22 protein-coding genes are annotated in these 23,197 nt (G+C 57.9%); 13 read left to right on the top strand and 9 right to left on the bottom strand.

Annotated features, from left to right (window positions below):
- The first annotated feature begins 184 nt into the window (after positions 1–184).
- The 5 genes from secA to ribA all read left to right on the top strand — a co-directional run bounded on the left by secA (position 185) and on the right by ribA (position 6,485).
- The gene (secA, locus tag D777_RS10945) at positions 185–2,941 is read left to right on the top strand and encodes a preprotein translocase subunit SecA (RefSeq protein ID WP_036131921.1); all 2,757 of its coding nucleotides are present in this window, start codon (positions 185–187) and stop codon (positions 2,939–2,941) included.
- 109 nt (positions 2,942–3,050) lie between these two features.
- Positions 3,051–4,268: a bifunctional glutamate N-acetyltransferase/amino-acid acetyltransferase ArgJ gene (argJ, locus tag D777_RS10940; RefSeq protein WP_036131919.1), complete on the top strand. Its 1,218-nt coding sequence runs from the start codon at positions 3,051–3,053 to the stop codon at positions 4,266–4,268.
- 2 nt (positions 4,269–4,270) lie between these two features.
- Positions 4,271–5,242: a Nudix family hydrolase gene (locus tag D777_RS10935; protein ID WP_036131917.1), complete on the top strand. Its 972-nt coding sequence runs from the start codon at positions 4,271–4,273 to the stop codon at positions 5,240–5,242.
- A gap of 88 nt (positions 5,243–5,330) precedes the next feature.
- Positions 5,331–5,819, top strand: a complete 489-nt coding sequence (moaC, locus tag D777_RS10930) for a cyclic pyranopterin monophosphate synthase MoaC (RefSeq protein WP_036131916.1) — start codon at positions 5,331–5,333, stop codon at positions 5,817–5,819.
- A 51-nt stretch (positions 5,820–5,870) separates the two neighbouring features.
- Entirely contained in the window at positions 5,871–6,485 is a 615-nt protein-coding gene (ribA, locus tag D777_RS10925) for a GTP cyclohydrolase II (RefSeq protein WP_036131913.1), read from the top strand.
- Positions 6,486–6,551: 66 nt separating this feature from the next.
- Here ribA and dxs read toward each other — a convergent pair whose 3' ends face one another.
- From dxs to D777_RS10905, 4 genes are all read right to left on the bottom strand, one after another.
- The gene (dxs, locus tag D777_RS10920) at positions 6,552–8,483 is read right to left on the bottom strand and encodes a 1-deoxy-D-xylulose-5-phosphate synthase (protein ID WP_036131910.1); all 1,932 of its coding nucleotides are present in this window, start codon (positions 8,481–8,483) and stop codon (positions 6,552–6,554) included.
- Between the two features lie 132 nt (positions 8,484–8,615).
- Positions 8,616–9,509 (bottom strand): (2E,6E)-farnesyl diphosphate synthase, encoded by an 894-nt coding sequence (gene ispA, locus D777_RS10915; RefSeq protein WP_036131908.1) that lies wholly within the window; start codon positions 9,507–9,509, stop codon positions 8,616–8,618.
- Entirely contained in the window at positions 9,509–9,763 is a 255-nt protein-coding gene (locus D777_RS10910; RefSeq protein ID WP_036131906.1) for an exodeoxyribonuclease VII small subunit, read from the bottom strand. Before D777_RS10910 ends, ispA begins: the two co-directional genes overlap by 1 nt.
- A gap of 55 nt (positions 9,764–9,818) precedes the next feature.
- Complete coding sequence (locus tag D777_RS10905; protein WP_036131903.1) at positions 9,819–10,592, bottom strand: NRDE family protein; 774 nt, start codon at positions 10,590–10,592, stop codon at positions 9,819–9,821.
- Positions 10,593–10,680: 88 nt separating this feature from the next.
- Between D777_RS10905 and D777_RS10900 the strand changes: the two genes are divergently transcribed.
- The 4 genes from D777_RS10900 to D777_RS10885 all read left to right on the top strand — a co-directional run bounded on the left by D777_RS10900 (position 10,681) and on the right by D777_RS10885 (position 13,874).
- Positions 10,681–11,478 carry a sulfite exporter TauE/SafE family protein gene (locus tag D777_RS10900; RefSeq protein ID WP_036131901.1) on the top strand — a complete coding sequence of 266 codons (798 nt, stop codon included), beginning with the start codon at positions 10,681–10,683 and terminating at the stop codon, positions 11,476–11,478.
- Positions 11,479–11,488: 10 nt separating this feature from the next.
- Entirely contained in the window at positions 11,489–12,277 is a 789-nt protein-coding gene (gene lgt, locus D777_RS10895) for a prolipoprotein diacylglyceryl transferase (protein ID WP_036131900.1), read from the top strand.
- Complete coding sequence (locus tag D777_RS10890; RefSeq protein ID WP_036131898.1) at positions 12,274–13,113, top strand: thymidylate synthase; 840 nt, start codon at positions 12,274–12,276, stop codon at positions 13,111–13,113. Before lgt ends, D777_RS10890 begins: the two co-directional genes overlap by 4 nt.
- Positions 13,114–13,358: 245 nt before the next feature.
- Complete coding sequence (locus D777_RS10885) at positions 13,359–13,874, top strand: dihydrofolate reductase (RefSeq protein WP_036131896.1); 516 nt, start codon at positions 13,359–13,361, stop codon at positions 13,872–13,874.
- Here D777_RS10885 and D777_RS10880 read toward each other — a convergent pair.
- Positions 13,871–15,385, bottom strand: a complete 1,515-nt coding sequence (locus tag D777_RS10880) for a DEAD/DEAH box helicase (protein WP_051669067.1) — start codon at positions 15,383–15,385, stop codon at positions 13,871–13,873. The genes D777_RS10885 and D777_RS10880 overlap by 4 nt on opposite strands.
- 196 nt (positions 15,386–15,581) lie before the next feature.
- On the opposite strand from D777_RS10880, the gene D777_RS10875 reads away from it, so the two are divergent.
- On the top strand, positions 15,582–16,370 hold the full coding sequence (locus D777_RS10875; protein ID WP_036131895.1) for an acyl-CoA thioesterase: 789 nt from the start codon (positions 15,582–15,584) through the stop codon (positions 16,368–16,370).
- 32 nt (positions 16,371–16,402) lie between these two features.
- Here D777_RS10875 and D777_RS10870 read toward each other — a convergent pair whose 3' ends face one another.
- The 3 genes from D777_RS10870 to D777_RS10860 form a co-directional block, all read right to left on the bottom strand.
- On the bottom strand, positions 16,403–17,302 hold the full coding sequence (locus D777_RS10870; protein ID WP_036131892.1) for a haloalkane dehalogenase: 900 nt from the start codon (positions 17,300–17,302) through the stop codon (positions 16,403–16,405).
- A 137-nt stretch (positions 17,303–17,439) separates the two neighbouring features.
- On the bottom strand, positions 17,440–17,694 hold the full coding sequence (locus D777_RS10865; protein WP_036131890.1) for a hypothetical protein: 255 nt from the start codon (positions 17,692–17,694) through the stop codon (positions 17,440–17,442).
- A gap of 73 nt (positions 17,695–17,767) precedes the next feature.
- The gene (locus tag D777_RS10860) at positions 17,768–18,106 is read right to left on the bottom strand and encodes a hypothetical protein (RefSeq protein ID WP_036131888.1); all 339 of its coding nucleotides are present in this window, start codon (positions 18,104–18,106) and stop codon (positions 17,768–17,770) included.
- A gap of 122 nt (positions 18,107–18,228) precedes the next feature.
- On the opposite strand from D777_RS10860, the gene D777_RS10855 reads away from it, so the two are divergent.
- Together D777_RS10855 and D777_RS10850 are read left to right on the top strand one after the other, a co-directional pair.
- Positions 18,229–19,326 carry an AI-2E family transporter gene (locus D777_RS10855; RefSeq protein ID WP_036131886.1) on the top strand — a complete coding sequence of 366 codons (1,098 nt, stop codon included), beginning with the start codon at positions 18,229–18,231 and terminating at the stop codon, positions 19,324–19,326.
- Between the two features lie 127 nt (positions 19,327–19,453).
- A complete protein-coding gene (locus D777_RS10850; protein ID WP_036132055.1) occupies positions 19,454–19,858 on the top strand; it encodes a peptidoglycan-binding domain-containing protein in 405 nt (134 codons plus the stop codon).
- A 66-nt stretch (positions 19,859–19,924) separates the two neighbouring features.
- Here the strand turns inward: D777_RS10850 and ilvD are convergent, their stop codons facing one another.
- The gene (gene ilvD, locus D777_RS10845; protein ID WP_036132052.1) at positions 19,925–21,760 is read right to left on the bottom strand and encodes a dihydroxy-acid dehydratase; all 1,836 of its coding nucleotides are present in this window, start codon (positions 21,758–21,760) and stop codon (positions 19,925–19,927) included.
- A 170-nt stretch (positions 21,761–21,930) separates the two neighbouring features.
- Here ilvD and D777_RS10840 point away from each other — a divergent pair, with 170 nt between their 5' ends.
- Positions 21,931–23,187 carry an HDOD domain-containing protein gene (locus tag D777_RS10840; protein ID WP_036131883.1) on the top strand — a complete coding sequence of 419 codons (1,257 nt, stop codon included), beginning with the start codon at positions 21,931–21,933 and terminating at the stop codon, positions 23,185–23,187.
- Positions 23,188–23,197: the final 10 nt, after the last annotated feature.

The raw sequence follows: 23,197 nt of genomic DNA, 5'->3' as shown, positions 1-23,197 counted from the left end.
CCCGACTTCAGTCCGATTTCCGGTCCAGTTATCTGCGTCAGTGCACAGGCCTTGTGCGCTGATGGCGGATCGTCACATCAACAGGTTATCGTAAATCCGGTCGCTGTGACCCCTGCCTTTTGTCCTGTCGCTAAATAAGGTTAGAATGCCTTCCTCCTCCTTTTAACCAAAGAAGCAGTGGTCTATGTTCACAAAGCTTGCAACCAAGATGTTCGGCAGTAAGAACGCCAGAGAAATCAAGCGAATGCGCAAAGTCGTATTGCGTGTTAATGAGCTCGAAGAGCAGTTTGGAAATCTGTCCGACACTGAGTTGCAAGGCAAGACCGCTGAATTCCGTCGCCGTCTCGATGAGGGTGAAACCCTGGATGCCATCCTGCCTGAAGCCTTTGCGACGGTGCGAGAGGCCGGTCGCCGGGTCATGGGTATGCGGCATTACGACGTCCAGCTGATCGGTGGTATCACCCTGCACGAAGGCCGGATCGCGGAAATGAAAACCGGTGAGGGGAAAACACTGGTTGCAACGGCGGCGGTGTACCTCAATGCGCTTTCCGGTAAGGGCGTGCACGTTGTTACTGTCAACGACTACCTGGCTCGCCGGGACGCAGACTGGATGGGCAAACTCTATCGGTTCCTTGGTCTTCAGGTTGGCGTGGTTGCGTCTGGCCAGCCTCCGGAAGAGAAGCGGGCGGCTTATCAGGCTGACATCACCTACGGCACTAACAACGAGTTCGGGTTCGATTACCTGCGGGACAATATGGCGTTCAGTACCGAGGACAAGGTACAGCGCGGCCTGAACTTCGCGATTGTCGATGAGGTGGATTCCATCCTGATCGATGAAGCGCGGACACCGCTGATCATTTCCGGCGCAGCTGAGGACAGCTCGAAGCTCTATCAGGCCATCAACGGCCTGATCCCGAATCTGGAAAAGGGCGAAGTGCCGGAAGAGGGCGAACCGACGGGCGACTTCACCATTGACGAGAAATCGCGTCAGGTAGAACTCACGGAAGCTGGTCACGAGAAAGTTGAGGAGTTACTGCTTGGCCAGGGGCTGCTTGGCGAAGGCGAGAGCCTGTACTCCGCAACTAACCTGAGCCTGCTTCATCACGTGCATTCTGCGCTGCGGGCCCATCACCTGTTCCAGAAAGATGTGGATTACATCGTTCAGGGCGGCCAGGTTGTCATTGTCGACGAACATACCGGCCGTACCATGCCCGGGCGTCGCTGGAGCGAAGGGCTGCACCAGGCGGTGGAAGCAAAAGAAGGCGTCAAGATCCAGGCCGAGAGCCAGACTCTGGCTTCCACGACATTCCAGAATTATTTCCGTCTGTATGAGAAACTGGCCGGCATGACCGGTACTGCCGATACCGAAGCGTTCGAATTTCGTCAGATCTATGCCCTGGACGTCGTTGTTATTCCGCCGAACAAGCCGATCCAGCGCATCGATTACAACGACCTGGTATATCTGACCCAGGAAGAGAAGTTCCACGCGATCATAGACGAAATCAAGGATGTGACGACCGAAGGGCGTCCGATTCTGGTGGGTACTGCATCCATTGAAGCCTCCGAGTTGCTGTCTATGCTGCTCAAGAAGGCCCGCATCGATCATAAGATTCTGAACGCCAAGCAGCATGAATCCGAAGCACTGATCATCGCCCAGGCAGGGCGGCCAGGCGCTGTCACTATCGCGACCAACATGGCGGGCCGTGGTACCGATATAGTGCTCGGTGGTAACTGGGAATACGAAGTGGCTGCCATGGAGAATCCTTCCGAGGAAGAAGTGGCGCGCATCAAGGCGGAGTGGACGGAACGCCACAATCAGGTGCTTGAAAACGGTGGTCTTCACATCATTGGTACCGAGCGCCATGAATCCCGACGGATTGATAACCAGCTACGTGGGCGTGCCGGTCGTCAGGGGGATCCGGGGTCTTCGCGCTTCTTCCTGTCGCTGGAAGATAATCTGATGCGGATCTTTGCGCCTGAGCGGGTCAAGAACCTGATGCAGGCCATGGGGATGAAGAAGGGGGAGGCCATTGAGCACCGCATGGTCACCAACGCCATCGAAAAGTCCCAGCGCAAGGTTGAAGGTCGTAACTTCGATATGCGTAAGACGTTGCTTGAGTACGACGACGTTGCCAACGATCAGCGTACCGTCATCTACGATCAGCGTAACGAAGTCATGGCGTCTGAGGACGTTTCCGAGATGGTCGACACTATCCGTGCCGATGTCGTAGAGAACCTCGTCAGCGAGTACATCCCGCCTCAGAGCATGCCGGAGCAGTGGGATGTTGCCGGCCTTGAATCTCAGCTGCAGTCGGAGATGGCCATTGATCTACCGATTCAGCAATGGCTGGATGAGGACAAGAATCTTTACGAAGAGAGCCTGCGCGAAAAGATTCTTGAGGCTATCGTCTCTACTTACCGCAGTAAGGAAGAGATTGCCGGTGCTGAGTCCATGCGCAAGTTCGAAAAGCAGGTCTTCCTGCAGGTGCTGGATACACTCTGGAAAGAGCACCTGTCGAATATGGATCATCTTCGCCGCGGTATTCACCTGCGTGGTTATGCCCAGAAGAACCCGAAGCAGGAATACAAGCGTGAGGCCTTCAATCTGTTTGAAGACATGCTGGATGCCATGAAGCGTGATGTCACTCGCATCCTGTGCCACGTTCGCGTCCAGAGCCAGGAAGAAATGGAAGAGGTGGAGCGCCGCCGCAAGCAGGCCCTTGAGCAGGAGCTGTCCCGTGCCCGTATGCGTCACGACGAAACCAGTGCCACAGCCCAGAGTCAGGGTGAAGGTGGTTCTGGGCAGGGTGAGGGCCAGGGAGGTCAGCAACAGGCTACCCCGGAAACCTTTGTTCGACAGGAGCGAAAGGTTGGCCGGAACGAACCCTGTCCTTGCGGGTCTGGCAAGAAGTATAAGCAGTGTCATGGCAAGGTCTCCTGATCACCTGACACTGCCCTGACATTCAAGACCCGCAACCCGTTTATATGGGCTGCGGGTTTTTCCGTTCTAGAATCGCCATATTCTGGCGTTGTTATTGAGGAGTCGCAGCATGGCGGTAGGTCCTGGAACCTTACCTGAGTTTTTCCCGGTTGCTGGCGTACGGTTAGGCATTGCCAGTGCTGGCATCAAGAAACCGGGTCGCAAGGACATCGTGATATTCGAGTTGGCCCCGGAAAGCCGGGTTGCCGGTATTTTTACCCGCAACCAGTTTTGTGCGGCGCCGGTTACTTTGAGTCGCAAACATCTGTCGGTATGTGCACCGCGTTATTTGCTGGTCAACACCGGCAATGCCAACGCCGGTACCGGTCAGCAGGGCATGGCCGATGCCGTGAGCTGTTGTCAGGCGCTGGCGGAGAAAGCCGGTGTTGCCGCCGAAGCCATTCTGCCATTTTCAACGGGTGTGATCGGTGAGCCGTTGCCAGTCGGTAAGATCGTTGCCGCTTTGCCCGACGCATTGGAGAGCACCTCTGAAGTGCGCTGGGCGGAAGCCGCAAGCGGTATCATGACCACGGATACTCGGCCCAAGGGGGCGACGTGTCAGCTGGATCTGGACGGGCACACCGTGACCATTTCCGGCATCAGCAAGGGCGCAGGCATGATTCGCCCGAATATGGCGACGATGCTCGGATTTATTGCGACCGATGCCTGTATTGAACCTGAACTTCTGCAGACCCTGGCCTCCGAGCTGGGTGAGGGATCCTTCAATCGCATTACCATCGACGGAGATACCTCCACCAACGATGCTTGCATGCTGATTGCCAGTGGCCAGTACAATGGCCCGGAGATCACTGCCACTAGCCCGGCGCTGCCGAAATTGCGGGAGGCGTTGCGGGCGATCTATCTGGAACTGGCCCATGCCATTGTTCGCGATGGCGAGGGTGCTACCAAGTTCGTCACCATTGAAGTGATCGGTGCCAGGGATCAGCAGGAAGCTCTTGATGTGGCGTACACCGTTGCCCATTCACCACTGGTCAAAACCGCGCTTTATGCCTCGGACCCCAACTGGGGGCGGATTCTCGCCGCTGTTGGCCGGGCTGGTGTACCGGATCTTGATCTGGCCGCGCTGGAAATCTTCCTTGGCGACGTGTGCCTGGTGCGCAATGGTGGTCGCGCAGAGGACTACTCCGAAGAACGCGGACAGGCGGTGATGGACGGTGAGGAAATTACCATCGCCATCGATCTGAAGCGTGGGGATGTTGCCGAGACGGTCTGGACCTGTGATTTCTCCCACGACTACGTCACCATCAACGCTGAGTACCGAACCTGATCATGGCCATAGGCGAAACAACTGTGCCGGAGGTTCACGTTGCGGTTGCAGTGATTGTCCGCGAGGGGCGTATCCTGATTGCCCGGCGTCCGGATCATGTGCACCAAGGCGGTTTGCTGGAGTTCCCTGGGGGCAAGGTTGAGCCTGGAGAGACGGTGCAACAGGCTCTTGTCCGCGAGATTGCCGAGGAAACCGGTCTGGAGGTCCCTGAGGCCTCCCTGGCGCCGGTTATCGGCATCCGGCATGACTATGGTGATAAGCGGGTTTTCCTGGATGTCTGGCGCACCTCAGGCGCTCAGGGGGAGGCTCACGGACGCGAAGGTCAGCCGATTGACTGGTTGCTGCCTGAGTGTCTCGAGGATTCCGCATTCCCGGCCGCCAATCGGCCGATCATCCGGGCTATCCGGTTGCCCAGGGTGATGCCGGTGACCGGAGCCATGAGTAGTGTGAGCGAAGGCCTGAGCTTGTTCGCCGGAGCGCTGGACGCCGAGGCTCACCCGCTTGTTGTTTTGCGGGCGCCTCATTTGCCCGCGTCTGACTATCGGGATCTGGCCAGCGGGGCCTTATCCGCCGCAGGGTCATGTGGTGTGGGTGTCATCGTGCATGGCAGCCCCGATGTGTTCTCTGGGACTCCCGGTGCTGCGGGCCTACACCTGCCCTGGCGCGAAGCGGAAATGCTCGAGGCTCGCCCGGTGCCTTCTGAGGCATGGTTCGGAGTCTCGTGTCATGATTCGTCCGAGGTGGCCCATGCTGTGGCGATTGGTGCGGACTACGTGACCCTCGGGCCGGTGGCGCGAACCCGGTCGCACCCGGGAGTGGCTGGGATGGGGTGGTCAGAGTTTTCTGATATCGTCGCCTGGGCGCCGATCCCCGTGTATGGCTTGGGCGGTCTTGGTCCTGATGATGTGGCCGATGCCATCGAAGCGGGCGGACAGGGTATCGCCGGCATCAGCTTCTGGTGGCCGGCAAACTGATGATTGTCAGCGTCTCGGGATGCCCCCATCTGGTATGCTTACGACGCTGTTACAGTGTGTTTTCAATGCTGAGAAACCAGGAGACGCCGTGAGCAAGCTGACTCATCTGGATGACAAGGGCGAGGCCCGGATGGTGGACGTGACGGACAAAGACGTCACGGAGCGGGAAGCGCGCGCCGAAGCGACGATTCGTATGGCGCCCGCGACCCTGAAGATGATCATTGAAGGGGAGCATCCGAAAGGCGACGTGCTGGCGGTTGCCCGAATTGCCGGGATTATGGCCGCCAAGAAAACCCACGAGCTGATTCCTTTGTGCCATTCCCTGAATCTGACGTCTGTAAAAGTGGAGCTGTCCGCGGGGGAAGATGACGCCTCCGTACATATCCTGACACGGTGCAAGTTGTCTGGTCAGACGGGCGTCGAGATGGAGGCCCTGACGGCGGCCAGTGTTGCGGCTCTGACGCTCTATGACATGTGCAAGGCGGTTGATCGTGGCATGGAGATTGACGGTGTCCGTCTGTTGGAGAAGAAGGGCGGTCGGAGTGGTCATTGGGTTGCCGGGACTACGCCTGAATGACGGCCTCGTGCTAGAATGCGCGCCCGATAGATTGAACCTCGAGGAATCACTGTGGCTGTTCGTTACATCCAGACCTGCCGGTTGCCGACCCCGTTCGGGGTGTTTGACATGCACGGTTTTGAAGAGCCGGATACCGGGAAGGAGCATGTAGCCCTTACTCTGGGAGATCTGGACAGTAACGAGCCGATACTTGCTCGAACCCATTCCGAGTGCCTCACCGGCGATGCGCTCTACAGCATGCGCTGCGATTGTGGCTATCAGTTGGAGGAAGCATTGCGCAGCATAGCCCGTGAAGGCCGGGGTATTCTCATGTACCTTCGCCAGGAAGGGCGGGGCATCGGGCTGCTGAACAAGATTCGCGCCTATCACCTCCAGGATCAGGGGGCGGACACGGTGGAAGCTAATGAGCGTCTTGGATTCGCGGCCGATTTGCGGGACTACAGCATGTGCAAGGATATGCTGGACCACCTCGGCATCAAAAGCCTACGGCTGATGACCAATAATCCCCGCAAGGTCAAAGCACTGTCCTCCTATGGCATTGATATCGCAGAGCGTGTACCGCTCCATGTCGGACGTAACCCTCATAATGAGCATTACCTCAATACCAAGCAAAGCAAGCTTGGTCACTGGCTGGAAACGCATCAGGACGATGATCCGGCAGAGTGAGTGCCCCGGAGAATGAAAAAAGCCCGCTTCCAGGCGGGCTTTTTTTATCGCTGAGCCAGACTATGGTTATTTGACAGCTTTCAGTGTCTGGTGCCGAAGGCGCTCCAGTCTGGACTTTATGGAATGCCGGATTCCGCCGGCGTCCAGTCCGCAGTCATGGAGCAGTTCTGCGTGCTTGCCGTGGTCGACAAAAGCATCCGGCAGTCCCAGCTGCAGTACCGGCATGCTCACACCGCGGGCGTTCAGGAATTCGGTTACCGCACTGCCTGCGCCTCCGGCGATGGTGTTTTCTTCCAGAGTGACCAGCAGATCGTGTCCCTCTGCCATGGCCAGCACCAGTTCTTCATCGAGTGGTTTGACGAAGCGCATATCAACCACCGTTGCACCCAGGGCTTCAGCGGCCTCGAGGGCCGGAGTCAGCAAAGTGCCGAAATTCAGAATGACGGTCTCGCTGCCATCCCTCACTTTGCGCCCCTTGCCGATCGGCAGCGGGGTAAGCTCTTTGATGATTTCTGATCCTGGCCCGGTGCCACGGGGGTAGCGCACAGCGGCTGGCCCATCGAACATCATGCCGGTATGCAGCAGCTGACGGGTTTCGTTTTCGTCAGAGGGCGTCATGATGACCATATTTGGAATGCAGCGCAGATAGCTGATATCGAACGCGCCGGCATGGGTGGGGCCGTCTTCGCCCACCAGGCCTGCCCGGTCGATGGCAAATAGAACATCGAGATCCTGAATCGCCACATCGTGTATCAGTTGATCGTAGCCGCGCTGCAGGAACGTGGAATAAATCGCGACGACCGGTTTGGCACCGTCGCAGGCAAGGCCGGCCGCAAGGGTAACCGAATGTTGCTCTGCAATGGCGACATCAAAATAGCGGTCCGGGAAACGTTCCGAGAACGCCAGCAGGTCCGATCCCTCACACATGGCCGGGGTGATGCCCACGACGCGGTCGTCCAGCTCCGCTGCGTCACAGAGCCACTGACCAAAGACATTGGCATACTTGGGCTTGGCTGGTGGTGGGCTGACTGGTTCGGGCTTGCTCGGCGGAACCGGTTCAATCTTGTTGATGGCGTGGTAGCCGATCGGATCCGCCTCTGCCGGCGCAAAGCCCTTGCCCTTGGTGGTGACAACGTGCAGGAACTGGGGACCTTCCAATTCGCGGATGTTCTCCAGCGTTTCTACCAACAACGGCAGGTCGTGGCCGTCAATGGGCCCGATGTAGTTGAATCCGAGCTCCTCGAACAGTGTTCCCGGGGCAATCATGCCCTTGAAGTGTTCTTCCGTTTTCTTGGCCAGGGCCATTAGGTGGGGTTTGCCCTGAAGCACCTTCTTGCTGCTGTCGCGCACCTGGTTGTACGTGCGGCTGGAAAGCAGTTTGGCGAAGTAGTTCGAGAGGCCGCCGACGTTGCGCGAGATCGACATGTCGTTATCGTTCAGAACCACCAGCATATTGGCGTGCAGATGGCCGGCGTGATTGAGTGCCTCAAAGGCCATGCCCGCAGTCATGGCGCCGTCACCGATCACCGCAATGCTGTTGCGGTCGCTGTTCTGCATTCGGGCTGCGAGGGCCATGCCGAGGGCGGCACTGATGGAGGTGCTTGAGTGACCAACGCCAAAGGTGTCGTATTCGCTCTCGGCCCGTTTCGGGAAACCGGCCAGGCCCCCTTTGCGGCGGATGCTGCCCATTTTCTCACGGCGCCCGGTAAGGATCTTGTGCGGGTAGGCCTGGTGGCCCACGTCCCAGATCAGGCGATCTTCCGGGGTGTTGAAGACATAGTGCAGGGCGATGGTCAGCTCGAGGACGCCGAGGCCGGCACCGAAGTGCCCGCCGGTCTGGCCGACGGACCATAGCAGAAACGACCGAAGCTCCCGTGCCAGTTGAGTAAGCTGCTCTGCAGGCAGCTCTCTAAGCTGGGCCGGTGAATCAATCCGGTCCAGCAACGGGGTATTTGGCCGTTGGGACGGGATTTCCTTGAATATATAAGTGTCCTGCATTGACTCGGGTCTTTTCCGGAAAGTTCGATAATCTGCTGGCATTATAAGGGAACAGGCAAGGCTGTTTCACACTCAATGGGCCAGTTGTTGCAAGATTGTAAAGGCCAGTGTGCGCCCTTACGGCGTGGTGGTTCAATGGGTTCGTTCTACGACATAGTCCGCCATGGCGCGCAAGGGGCCGGCTTCAGGGCCAAACCCGGCAAGGCTTTCGTGGGCGCTGGCCAGCAGCTGCTTCAGGTGAGCTCTGGCGCCGTCGATTCCGAGCAGCGCCGGGTAGGTCGGTTTGTCACGAGCCGCGTCCGAGCCCTGGGGCTTGCCGATGACCTCGGTGTCGCCCTCAATGTCCAGCAGATCATCCTGAACCTGGAAGGCCAGTCCCAGTGCCCGGGCGTAATTGCTCAAAGCAGCGAGGGTGGTTTCGCTCACGTTCGGTGATGTCAAAGCGCCCATGCGGACCGAGGCTTCGATCAGAGCACCGGTTTTATGACGGTGCATGGTTTCGAGTTCCGAGAGCGTTAGTGTCTTGCCGACGGATTCCAGGTCGATCGCCTGGCCGCCAACCATGCCGGCGTGGCCGCTCGCCATGGCCAATTCCCGGACCATGGCAAGACGGGCGCTTTCGGTGACCGATGCATTGTCGGCCAGGCAATGGAAGGCGAGCGCTTGCAGGGCATCTCCGGCCAGAATGGCAGTAGCTTCATCGAAGGCGATGTGCGCCGTTGGGCGGCCTCGGCGAAGGTCGTCATCGTCCATCGCCGGAAGATCATCGTGGATCAGTGAATAGGCGTGTACAAGCTCCACCGAACACGCTGGTGCCAACGCTGCGTCGCTGCTGCCGACCACCTTTGCGGCGGCCATGCACAGTGCCGGGCGGATGCGTTTGCCGCCCCCAAGGACGCTGTATCTCATGGCTTCCTGCAAGCGATCTGATGCGGAAGTCTGGTCAATACAACGGTCGAGCTCGGCATCGACCTGAGCCCTGCAGTGTTCCAGAAAGTCTAGGGCCTGTTGGTGCTGTTCGGTCATCAGTCGGCATCGTCCGGAGAAAACGGGCGGGTTTCCAGGGAGCCGTCGCTGGTCTTGATCAGTTCCTCGACTCGTTGTTCTGCACTCTTGAGTGCCTGCTGGCACTCCCGGGTCAGTTTGACGCCCCGCTCGAATGCAGACAGAGACTGTTCGAGGGAGAGCTCACCCTGTTCGAGGTCCCGAACCAGCTTTTCCAGCTCATCGAGCGACTTCTCAAAATCGGCAATGGATGTCGTGCCTTGTTCGCCGGCCATCTGGCGTCCTCCGATCAGGTGGCAGAATTTCGCGGATTATACCAGAGCTTCCCGGCTATCGCTGCCAGTGAAAGTGTTGGCAGTCACCCTTTTGCGCATTCGGTCCCCAACTCTGTTCGCTGACCTGAATATCACCGATTCGGGAAACTGTGACGATAGTGGTGGCCCGAGTGCCATAGTGCTCGCCGGTAATGAACGGTGACGAGAGGAAGCGTTCGGTCTCGAGGCCGACACCGGTATCGGGGAGCATGCGATCCGGTGCTGGCGTGGTGTCCTGAAGCAGCTGTATCAAACTCTGGTGGAGATCGTTCGCGTCCGTACCTGCGGCCTGCACAGCCTCGCCTACGTGTGCCCTGAGGCGGAGAAGCTTGGGCCAGGGTGTCTGAAGCAGGTGGTTGCTGAGCCCATATAGCCCCCGGTGAATGTGTCGTCCGGGGTGCGCATCCCGGTTGCTGTAGTACCAGCCGTCGGTTTCCTCGAGGCGAACAAGGTTGAAGCCCGAATACTCTCCTGCATCCGCGGAAAACTCTGCCGAAAGGTTTTCAGGTTGCTGTTGCAGGGCTCTGAGCGGAAGTTCGCCGCGGCTGCGCGAGCCGGCCTCCGGGGTGCCTTCCCGAACGTTAGTCACCGCGCTGACAATGCCTTCCCGGGAAACCGCTAACCAGGTACCACCAGACAGAAGATCTCTGCCCGCAAGAATGTCCTGCCCGTTGTCTAATCTCCACCAATCCATGCTGGCAGTCGGTCGCTTGAAAAATTCATCGCGGTTGGCAGCCACCACCAGGGGGAAATGTGGACTCTGTCCCAGAGAAAAAGCGATCAGGCACATGGGTGGTCGGGGGCTCCGGCAGTTAATGAAGTTGGCGATCTCGGTGTGTATCATACCAGCCTTGTTTTACTCGGGGTGTGGCTCGGCTATGACACTGATCTACGTATTTGCTTCCTACCTGGCATTGGGCGCCCTGGCTGGCACCGTCGCTGGACTGTTCGGGATAGGCGGTGGCCTGATTATTGTCCCGGTGTTGATTTTCAGCTTCGCTCTGCAGGGTGTGAGTCCGGAAGTTGCGGCTCACGTCGCGGTTGGAACGTCGCTGGCAACCATTGTCTTTACGTCGATCAGCTCGATTCGTTCACATAACGCTCGCGGTGCCGTGCGCTGGGAACTGTTCCGGCCGATGACGGTCGGTATTGTCGTGGGTGCGGTGCTGGGTGCCTGGTCTGCGTCGCTGATGAGCGGGCAGACCCTGAAGCTGGTCATCGGTGTATTTGCCATCCTGGTGGCATTGAAGATGATTACCGGGGCCAACCCGAAACCGGGGCGCGATGTGCCCGGGGGTGCGGGTCTCACCGCTGCGGGTGGTGGCATCGGCTGGGCATCGGCCATATTCGGAATCGGGGGCGGAACCATCACGGTGCCTTATCTCAGCTGGTGTAACGTGCGTATGCAGGAGGCGGTGGCCACCTCGGCGGCTTGCGGCCTTCCGATCGCCATTGCGGGTGCTCTGGGTAATATGTGGACTGGCTGGGGGCACGCGAACCTCCCCGAATACAGTCTGGGCTTTATCTACCTCCCGGCACTTCTGGGCATCATCCTGACCAGCGTTCCGTTTGCCAAAGTTGGCGCGGCATTAGCTCACCGGTTGGACGCCATCGTGTTGAAACGAACATTCGCTATCATTCTGATCATCGTGGGACTCCGTTTCCTTTTGAGCTGAGAGGTTATTGATGCTGCAGCATCCGCAGATTGATCCCGTGGCCATATCCGTCGGGCCACTGAAAATACACTGGTATGGACTCACGTATTTGGTGGGCTTTGTTGCCGGCTGGTGGCTGGGGCGGGTTCGGGCCCGAAAACCGGGTTCCCCGATTACCGAGGAACAGATGGGAGACTTGCTCTTCTATCTGGCCCTGGGCGTGATTCTTGGTGGCCGTTTTGGCTACGTCGTGTTTTATAATTTTGGTACCTTCCTGGCCGACCCGCTCTGGCTGTTCCGGGTATGGGAGGGTGGTATGTCGTTTCACGGGGGCCTGCTCGGTGTCATGTTTGCCATGTGGTGGTATGGCCGCAAACTCAATGTCGGGTTCTGGCGCATTGCCGACTTCGTCGCCCCACTGGTACCGGTGGGGCTCGGCGCGGGGCGTATCGGAAACTTTATTAACGGTGAACTTTGGGGCAAACCAACCGATGTCCCGTGGGCCATGGTGTTCCCCCAGGCTCCGGATGCGCTGGCACGACATCCCTCTCAGCTCTATCAGTTTGCCCTTGAGGGCGTGGCCCTGTTTGCGATCCTGTGGTGGTTCTCGTCAAAACCCCGGCCCCGCATGGCGGTGTCTGGTTTGTTCCTGATCGCCTACGGTATCTTCCGGTTTTTGGTGGAATTCGTTCGTCAGCCTGATGCCCAGCTCGGATACCTCGCTTTCGATTGGCTCACCATGGGGCAGGTGCTGTCTGCCCCCATGATTCTGGCCGGCGTGGCCCTTATGTTTATTGCTTACCGGAGAAATGCGGCATGAAAGCCTATCTCGATCTGATGCGGGACGTTGTCGACAACGGATTCGATAAAGGCGACCGGACGGGCGTGGGCACCCGATCGGTCTTTGGTCGTCAGGTTCGCTTCAACCTGCAGGATGGCTTCCCCCTCGTCACCACCAAGAAAGTGCACCTGCGAAGTATTATTTACGAACTGCTATGGTTCCTTCGAGGATCAACCGATAACAATTGGCTGAAAGAGCGCAAGGTGTCGATCTGGAACGAATGGGCACTGGAGGATGGTGACCTGGGGCCGATCTATGGCAAACAGTGGCGAAGCTGGCAGTGCCAGGACGGACGAGTGGTTGATCAGATTTCAGAAGTTGTCGATCAGATCCGCAACAAGCCGAACTCCCGTCGCCTTATCGTTTCCGCCTGGAATCCTGCGGAGTTGCCGGACGAGTCGATCAGCCCCCAGGACAATGTGAGGGATGGTAGGATGGCCCTGGCGCCCTGCCACTGCCTGTTCCAGTTCTACGTTGCGGATGGCAAACTTTCCTGTCAGCTGTATCAGCGGAGCGCGGATCTGTTTCTGGGCGTGCCTTTCAATATTGCATCCTACGCATTGTTGACTCACATGATTGCGCAGCAATGCGATCTGGATGTGGGCGAGTTTGTTCACACCTTTGGCGACTGCCACCTGTACCAGAACCACCTCACCGATGACATCGTGTTCGAGCAGCTCAAGCGCGAGCCGAGGGCTTTGCCTAAACTCGTTATCCAGCGTAAGCCGGCATCGATATTCGAGTACGAGCTGGAAGATTTCGAGTTCGAAGGGTATGAACCTTACCCTGTGATCAAGGCGCCTATCGCTATTTGATCTCAGTGTTCGGGGGGCGGAGAGGTGACGCAGGGGTTCGAATGCCTAAGATGAGAGTGTTCGTTGGCTCTGGAGCTCTTTTGGAGCAGCGGACTGCAGAAGATTATTAGCGAGGGGTGGGGCGCACTTTCAAAACTGTGCGTAGCCATGGATGGCGAAGCTCAAGCGTCACATGGACGTGCCGAAGGAGCGGGTTTTGAAAGTGCGCCCCACCTCTCGCCAACTCCAGAGCTAAAGGCCTAGAAATGAGGAAAGCACTGATCGTAGCCATGTCCCGGAACCGGGTCATCGGTCGGAACAACAAGCTCCCATGGTATCTCCCGGGAGACCTGCGGTATTTCAAGCAAGCCACCATGGGTAAACCCATCATCATGGGCAGAAAAACCTGGGACTCCATCGGGCGCCCCTTGCCGGGCCGTATGAACGTGGTGATTTCCCGCAATCCGGAATGGGATGCGCCAGCCGGCACGGTTGCAGCTAAGTCCCTGGACGAGGCGTTAATCAAAGCCCAGGCTCAGGCCGAGCTGGAAGGTGGGGATGAGGTGATGGTGATCGGCGGTGGGCAGATCTACTCAGAGGTCCTGCCAATTGTGGATCGCATGTACATCACCCAGGTTCACGCGGAAGTGGATGGGGATGCGTATTTCCCGGAAGTGAACTGGGATGAGTGGGAGGAAATCGGACGGGAGGATTTCTCCGCGTCCGATAATAATCCATACGACTACAGCTTTGTCGTTTACCAGCGTGCCGGCACCGCTTAGCGGGCCGGACGCTTACTGGGGGGCTTTCCGCCTTTATTGGCCGGACGGCCACCTTTCGGGCCCTTCCTGGGGCCTCCTTTTCCGTCTTTCCTGAACCCGCCCTTGCCGGGGGGGCCTTTGCGGAAATTTTTCTTGCCCGGAGGCCCACGGCGATCCCGATTGGGACGGGTAGAGAGTTCCGGCAGAGCCTCTGGTGTTTCCAGGGGCAGGGATCCCGGCTGAGCCGTTTCAAGCCAGCAAGCCAGGGCGCCGGCGATCATCGCCATGTCCATGTCGTTACGTTCAGCGACCTCATCCAGAAGGGACATCGCTTTGGCTAGCTTGCGATCCTCGGCAAATCCCATCAGTTGTGTTTCGAACTGTTCCACCCGGAGCTTCTGGAGGTCGGCCGGTGAGGGCAGTTGGTACGGCTCCATCGGCGAATTGGTAGCTCGCTCAAGGGTCCGAAGCCAGCTGCGCTCGCGCGGGGTAACCAGAAGAATTGCTTTGCCGGTCCGGCCTGCACGGCCTGTGCGGCCAACCCGGTGGATGTAGGCTTCGGTGTCGTAGGGTACGTCGTAGTTAATGACGTGGGTGATTCTCGGAACGTCCAGGCCTCGAGCGGCAACATCCGTGGCGATCACGATGTCTTTTTTGCCCTGCTTCAGGTCTTCAACGGTCTGTTCCCGCTGGCGCTGGTTCAGGTCGCCATTCAGCGGAGCAACGGCATGGCCGCGGGCAGACAGTTTTTCGGCCAGCAGGGTCGTTTCAGCCTTGGTGCGCACAAAGATGATGGACGCGTCAAACGGTTCCACTTCCAGGATGCGGGTCAGGGCATCCAGTTTGCGTTCCGCGTAAACCGGTAATACAAACTGGGAGATGCGCTCTACCGTGCGGGTCTCGCTCTCGATTTTGACTTCGGTGGCGTCCTTAAGGTAGGTCTGGGCAACCTTCTTGATTTGCGGAGGCATGGTGGCCGAGAACAGGGCACGTTGGCAGTTCTCCGGGGTTTTCGCCAGGATGGCTTCCACGTCGTCAATAAAGCCCATGCGCAACATCTCATCGGCTTCATCAAGAACCAGTGCTTTCAGGTTGTTGAGCTTCAGTGTGCCTTTGCGCAGGTGATCCAGCATGCGGCCCGGGGTGCCGACAATGACCTGAGCACCGCGTTTGAGGCCGCGGATCTGTGGGCCGAAGTCCTGACCGCCGTAGATGGGCAGAACGTGGAACTGAGAGAACTTTGCGGCGTAACTGGTGAAAGCTTCAGCGACCTGGATTGCCAGTTCCCGTGTGGGCGCAAGCACCAGAATCTGGGGCTCGCGGGCAGAGGCGTCTATCCGGCTCAGCAGGGGCAGGGCAAAAGCGGCTGTTTTACCGGTACCGGTCTGTGCAACGCCCAGCAAGTGGTTGCCATCCAGCAGTGCGGGGATGGATTTGGCCTGTATAGGGGACGGTTTTTCGTAGCCAATCGCGGTAACGGCTTCCAGGACGGACGAATCCAGCCCCAGCTCGGCAAAGGAAAGTTCTGACATTGATTCACTCGGAATTCGGGGGGTAATGCACTGCCAGGCAATGCGTGATAACGGGTATTATAGCCATTTTATTGCTGCTTTAATATGCAAAATCCAGTCAGTGCTGTAGGTAGTTGCCGGTGAATCAGAATTGCACTGTCGGGATTTCTGGGGCAGGCTTTGGTGTTTCGCATAGGTTGCTAACAGGAAATCAGAGATGACCTTCGATCAGTTGTTGTCCGTAGTGCGGTCAGGCGAGCCGGTTAACATTCCAGGTACATGGGGGCAGGGGCGTGCCAGCTTTGGTGGGCTGGTGGCTGGCCTCGCGTTCGAGAAAATGGCCGCTCTCGTCGCGCCTGGCAGGCCCATGCGCTCCCTGCAGGTTTCGTTTGTCGGCCCAGTTGAGCCGGACGTTCCGGCGACGCTTGAAGCCGAGATTCTACGGGAGGGTAAGGCCGTCAGTCAGGTGCAGGGGCGAATTATCCAGAATGGGGAGCCCCGGCTGGTGTGTCTCGGAAGTTTTGGTGGTGATCGCGAGTCAGCGGTTATGGTTGACCCCCTGCCGGCCCCCGAGGCACAAGCGGTTGAGGTCTGTCAGGAGCTGCCTTACATCAAGGGAATGACACCGGAGTTTACCCAGCATATTGAAATGCGTTGGGCCTTTGGCCACTTTCCCTTCAGTGGTAAAGGGGGGCGCGAGATGGGGGGCTGGATGCAGTTTCGTGAGGTGCCGGAAGCGTTCACCGATTCTCATATCGTAGCCCTGATTGATGCCTGGCCTCCGGCAGTCCTGCCGCACCTTAAAGACCGTGCGCCAGCCAGTTCTCTGAGCTGGGCTCTGGATATCGTGCACCCAAGGCCGAAGCTGGAGCCGGGGGACTGGCTACTTTACAGGGCATCGATTGATCAGGCTGGCGCCGGGTATGGGCATACCCAAGCGGGTATCTGGACGGCCAGTGGTGAGCTGGTGGCACTGAGCCGGCAGACCGTGACTGTATTCGGATAGGGGTGATCAGGTCCGAAACGAAATGGCGGCCTTCAGGCCGCCATTTCTGTTTTCAGGGCATCAATAATGGTTCGGGCAAATGCCTCGGGCGAATCTTCCTGAAGGAAGTGGCCTCCACGTAACGTAATGTGCGGTTGGCCATGAGCTCCGGGAATGCGCCTTTGCATATAGCGATCACCACCACGGGTAATCGGGTCCCCGGCACTGAAGCAGGTGATGAAAGGCTTTCTCCACTTTTCAAGAACCCGCCATGCCGCTTTGTTGGCCTCGCTTGCCGGATCTTCCGGAGAGACCGGAACCAACTTTGGAAAGGCCCGGGCTCCTGCTTTGTATTCGGCGGTCGGGAACGGCGCTTCGTAGGCCGCGAGCTCGGCTTTGGATAACGTTCGCTCGGTGCCGATCTGAACGATGCGGCCGACCGGAAACCAGGGGCTATGAGTGGCGAAGGCCTTCCATAACGAGAAGACGGTTGGAACCCGTGTCTCACCCGTGGGAAGCATTCCGTTACCGACGATAATCCGACTGAAACGTTGGGGGTGCTCTGCGGCCAGACGGAGCCCCAGCAGGGATCCCCAGTTCTGGCAAACCAGCGTGATGTTGCGCAGATCCAACGTCTCCAGCCAGTGTGCCAGCCAGGTCAAATGACGATCATAGCTGTAGTCGTCGACGGAGGCTGGCTTGTCGGATTTTCCGAAGCCGATGAGATCGGGAGCCAGAACACGGTAACCTGCCTGGCTGACGAGCGGGATCATATGCCGGTATAGATAGGACCAGGAGGGCTCGCCATGCAGCATGAGCACCGGAGTACCCGTTGCTGGCCCCTCGTCCACGTAATGCATCCTCAGGTTGGGGGCAACGTCCAGATAATTGGGTGCAAAGGGGTAATCCGGTAGACCGGTAAAGCGGGCTTCATCGGTTCTCAGAATACGCATGCCATCGACTGTCCTGACTGATTGGTTGCGTGATTGTCGGGGAAGAGTGTTCCCCTGATGCAATCGTCAAGTGTCAGGATAAATCAGATGGAAATCTGCTGTGTTTGAGTTGCGTAACAGAGCGTAGTCGCTTTGAATCAGGACGCGATTTCGAACAGTCTTTCGGGGTTTTCAATGCGTGACATGGCATTATCGCAGCAATTGACGGCACCGCAGTCGTCGGCAGAGCAGAGACCGATGGTCTGACATTCGATGTCCTGATGTTGGTCACCGGTATTACGGAAAATCCGGGTTCTCGAGAGAATTGACTGGCAATGCCCACACAGCAGTGTTGGTACGGCACTGCCTTCAGCCAATTGGGCGACGTAGTATTGTTGTTGGGTCTTGGTCATAAGCATCCTCCTTGTTGATCCAACATAAGGGCCGACTATGACAATTCAAAGTCGGGACAGTTCCCTATACGGACTATTGATCCGGATCGACCACTGGACGACGGTTTGAGCGTTTGTCATCCCAGTCGAGTTCTTTCGGGTCATACCATCCAATGGCATCGAGAACCCGTTCCCGGGTCCTCGGTGAAAGTGTTGGCCAGAGCTCCTGGAAGTCCTCCAGGCCGAGATCACGGAGCCTCTGTTGTTTGCTCCGCAAGCGATTGATGGTTCGAGGCAATTGCAATGCCTCACCGAGTTGGCCTGGCACAAGTACGTCCTGCCCCATGACTTTGCGCCGATGGGTGCGGGCAGCCAGAACCTTTTGTAATTCAATGGCTGCGTCGAGCGCTGTGTCTTCGGTAAAGGTTTCCACTTGCGTACGTGTGACCTAGTTTATCGCTGATCAATAACCCACCACTATAACCTGAACAAGGCTACAGAGGCCATGTCGTCGTGTTAGGCTAGCAGCCTCTCTGTTTGAACTGTCGGGATCTTATGTACGCAAAACTTGAAACACGGACTTTTCTTGCAATGCTGGTCGGGGTTTCGCTGGCGTTTATTTTGCTCATGAAGCCATTTTTTGGCCCGATTTTCTGGGCTGTTGCCATTGCACTTATCTTTCATCCGGTGCAACAGCTGCTGGTGCGTAAGCTTGGGGAGCGGCCGAACATCAACGCTCTGATTACCCTGTTCATCTGCATGGTGATTGTCGTGGTTCCGGTTTTGATACTGGTGACATCGCTGATTGCCGAGGGCGTTGCACTGTACCAGCAGATTCAGGATGGGGAGCTTAGGCCTGGGGAGTACATTGATCGGGTCAACCAGTCTTTTCCTGCCATCCAGTCGTTCCTTTCCCAGTTTGATATTAACTTTGCCGAACTCCGCGACAAGGCGGTGAGTTTCTTTGTGGGAGGCAGTCAGTTCCTCGCCAAAAAAGCCGTTGGCGTTGGTCAGAACACCTTCCAGTTTTTTCTGGGGCTTGCCCTGATGGTTTACCTGGCGTTTTTCCTGCTACGAGATGGCAGCAAGCTGGTGGATTTGTTGATCAAGGCGTTGCCCCTTGGCGATGAGAGGGAGCGACTGCTGTTTGCGAAATTTGCCGAAGTGACTCGCGCAACGGTAAAGGGCAATCTGCTCATTGCCATTATCCAGGGCGCACTGGGCGGCCTGATCTTCTGGATTCTGGGGATTACCGGTGCGTTGCTCTGGGGGGTCGTCATGGCCATCGTGTCCCTGTTGCCCGCAGTGGGCGCTGCGCTGGTCTGGGTACCGGCGGCCATATACCTGGCTGCGGTGGGGGATGTCATAGAAGCCGGCGTGCTGACGGTGTTTGGTGTTGTGGTTATCGGGCTGGCTGACAACCTGCTCCGGCCGGTTCTGGTCGGTCGTGATACCAAGTTGCCCGATTACATCGTCCTGTTGTCCACCCTGGGCGGTATTGTGATGTTTGGTGTCAATGGGTTTGTCATGGGGCCGCTGGTGGCTGCCCTGTTTATGGCCTTCTGGGGCATTTTTATCCGCGAGTTCGGTCATGAGGACCATCGCGTTCAGCGTCCGGAATCCGGCCCTCAAGATCCAGACGCCGAATCTTGATCACTTCCGCTCTGCGTAAAGTGTGATAGGCTTTTCATTGTTTGCCCTCATATGTGGAGATAGGCACCACCCAATAACAAAGAGAACAGATATCAGAGCGATATCAGGAGTCATGCAGGTGAGTACCATGAGAAAAGCGACCAGCCATCTGGGCCGACTTGTCATCGCAGCCGGCACCGCGGCCATGCTCGGGCTCGCGCCCACCGCGTATGCCAATGAAACCGTTGCACTCAAGAATGCGCTGTACGGGGCTGGGTACAACATCACAAACGTCAGCTCTCAGATGGATGATGCCACCCGCGCTCAGTTGACCAAATTTCAGAAGGATCATGGTCTTCAGGCGAGTGGAATCCTGGATGAAGAGACCAAGAAAGCGCTGGGCATGATTTCCGTCCAGGTTGCAGCTGCGGCCAAACCCAAATCTGATGCGGCGCCCGCAAAGGCGGAGCCGGCAGCCCAGGCCGAGCCGCAGAAAGCGGATGATGACGGGGCGATTGAGGAAGACGAAGACGGCGGCTGGAGTCTCTGGTAACGCGGTCATAGCAATAAAAAAGCCCGCCGAGGTTCTCCCCGGCGGGCTTTTTTGTATGGGGCAGGTTTAATCCAGCTTGCTGAGATCCCGCACCGCACCTTTGTCGGCGCTGGTGGCCAGCAAGGCATACGCCTTGAGCGCCGCGGAGACTTTCCGGTCTCTCGGCAGGTCCGGCTTCCAGCCTTTGGCATCGCGTGCCTCGCGGCGCTGGTCGAGCTCCGATTGCTCCAGTTTTACATTTATGGAACGGTTCGGAATGTCGATGAGAATGGTGTCGCCATCCTCAATCAGGCCAATGGCGCCGCCGGCCGCAGCTTCCGGGGACACGTGCCCGATTGACAGTCCGGAGGTTCCGCCAGAGAAGCGGCCGTCTGTCAGTAGTGCGCACTCCTTGCCCAGCCCCTTGGATTTCAGGTAGCTGGTCGGGTAGAGCATCTCCTGCATGCCGGGGCCGCCGCGGGGACCTTCGTAGCGAATAATCACAACCTCACCGGGCTTGACCTCGTCGTTGAGAATGCCTGCAACGGCAGCGTCCTGGCTTTCGAACACCCGAGCCTTGCCCTCAAACACATAGATGCTTTCATCGACACCGGCCGTCTTGACGACACAGCCTTCCAGAGCGATGTTGCCGTATAGAACAGCCAGGCCACCCTCCGAGGAGTAGGCGTGCTCAACGGAGCGAATGCAACCGTTTTCCCGGTCGCCATCCAGGCTCGGCCACCGTGTACTCTGACTGAAGGCTGTCTGGGTCGGGATGCCGGCGGGGCCGGCCTTGTAGACTTCGACGACCTCCGGTGTCGGAGCGCGCATGATGTCCCAGGTCTCAAGGGCTTCCTTCATGGTCTTGCTGTGAACCGTAGGCAAGTCTGTGTTGATCAACCCGCCGCGTTCCAGTTCGCCGAGGATGCCCATGATGCCACCGGCCCGGTGAACGTCTTCCATGTGGTATTTGGGGGAGTTCGGAGCCACTTTACAGAGTTGGGGCACATGCCTGGACAGCTTGTCGATGTCCGCCATGGTGAAGTCCACGCCGCCTTCCTGAGCCGCTGCCAGCAAGTGCAGGATGGTGTTGGTGGAACCGCCCATGGCGATGTCCATGGTCATGGCATTCTCGAACGCCGCCATGGACGCGATGCTGCGGGGCAGCACGCTGGCGTCATTGCCCTCGTAATAGCGACGGGCGTTCTCCACAATCTGACGACCGGCTTTCAGAAACAGTTGCTCGCGATCGGCATGGGTCGCCAGCAGGGAGCCGTTGCCGGGCAGAGACAGGCCGATGGCCTCCGTCAGACAGTTCATGGAATTGGCTGTGAACATGCCGGAACAGGAACCACAGGTCGGGCAGGCGCTACGCTCGTATTCCTCGACCTGCTCGTCACTGGCGTTGGGATCGGCAGCAATGACCATAGCGTCGACCAGGTCCAGTTTATGCTCGGATAGCTTGGTCTTGCCGGCTTCCATCGGGCCGCCGGAAACAAAGATGGTCGGGATGTTCAGGCGCATGGCGGCCATGAGCATGCCGGGGGTGATTTTGTCGCAGTTGGAAATGCACACCAAGGCATCGGCGCAATGAGCGTTCACCATGTACTCCACGGAATCGGCAATGATTTCCCGCGAAGGCAGGGAATACAGCATGCCGTCGTGACCCATGGCGATGCCATCGTCCACGGCAATGGTGTTGAATTCCTTGGCGACGCCGCCGGCCTCTTCAATTTCGCGGCAGACCAGCTGACCCAGATCTTTCAGATGCACGTGTCCGGGAACAAACTGGGTGAATGAATTGGCAACCGCGATGATCGGTTTGCCGAAATCGTCATTCTTCATACCGGTCGCCCGCCAGAGGGCGCGGGCGCCAGCCATGTTGCGACCTGCGGTGGAAGTCCGAGAGCGATACTGAGGCATGATGTTCTGGTCTCTCTTTGTTACCTGATAGTGAATGTCACGCGTATTGATAACAACAGAGGATACCAGATTCGACTCCCGGCGCATGGTTGTTTTGCCGGTCGATGTTTACAATGTTTAACAGAGTCTCTGAATTATTCCCGGATTTGTGTCAGACAAGGAGATTGCCTATGGCCGGCGAGGACAGCCTGCCCATTAATCGGTTGAAAGAGTTTCAGCCGCTGAATCGGTTAACCGAGGATCAACTGGTGTTGCTGTCCAGCAGGGCCGAGCGAAGGTCTCACGGGCCAGGACAGCGAGTGATTGAGCGAGGTGTGCGCGACGGGCAGGAGTTTTTTCTGGTCAGTGGTGAAGTCGAACTTGAGGCGATTGATGGTCGAAAGTCAGTGGTAACGGCAGAAACCGAAAAAGCCTTACATCCACTGGCCCGCCTGCAGCCCCGCATGTACGACGTGATTGCGGTCAAGCCGAGTGAATTTCTGGTGGTTGAGCAGGATGTTCTTAATCAGATGTTGCGCACTGCACCGGTAAGTCAGGTGGAGATGGACTCTGCAGAGGCGTTCGGGTCCGAGGAAACGGAAGAGCATCATCTGTTGATGGAATTCTACGCGGAGCTCCGTTCCAACCAGGTAAAGCTGCCGAGCGTTCCGGATGTGGCCTGGAAAGTGCGCCGAACCGTTGATCGGGAAGACTCGACGGCCGACCAGGTGGCGAGTGCGATCTCAGCCGATCCGGCAATGGCAGCAAAGCTCGTGCGAGCTTGTAACAGCCCGCTTTACCGCGGTTTCAGCGACGTTCGGAACGTCCGCGAGGCCGTGGTTCGTCTGGGGATGCGAACCACCCGACAGCTGGTGACGGTGTTTTCAATGAGGGAAGTCTTCAAAACCCGTCAGGCCTCGCTCCAGAGAGAGATGGAAAAGCTATGGGATCATTCCCGGGAAATGGCGGCCCTGTGTTGGGTTCTGGCCGATCACGCCACCAAACTCAATCCCGAGGAAGCTCTGCTGGCCGGGTTGCTCCATGATATCGGCGTGGTTCCGATCCTGGTACAGGCGGAGCATCACGTTAATCTGTTTGCCGACGACGCCAACCTTCAGCATGCTATCAGGGAACTGCGGGGCGATGTTGGTACGGCGGTGCTGGAGAATTGGTCTTTCCCTCCGGCATTTGTTGAGGCCGTCCGACACGCGGAGGACTGGAATTACGAATGTCGGGAGCCTGACCCCCAGCTCGTGGATGTGGTTATCGTCGCCCAATTGCATTCTATGATCGGTTCCAGTCAAAATGACAGGTTGCCGTCCTTTGACGAAGTGCCAGCCTACCGCAGGCTGGGTGAGCTGGAGCTGAATGCCTCCCGTAGCTTGCAGGTGCTGTCGGAAGCGCGGGCCCGGGTTGAAGAAGTTCAGCAGCTACTTTCGATCCGATAATAACTGGCGC

The sequence above is a fragment of the Marinobacter nitratireducens genome, from assembly GCF_000708045.1.
Classification (GTDB): domain Bacteria; phylum Pseudomonadota; class Gammaproteobacteria; order Pseudomonadales; family Oleiphilaceae; genus Marinobacter; species Marinobacter nitratireducens.
Note: the sequence above shows the minus strand (reverse complement) of the source record. Positions and strands in the feature narration are given on the sequence as shown.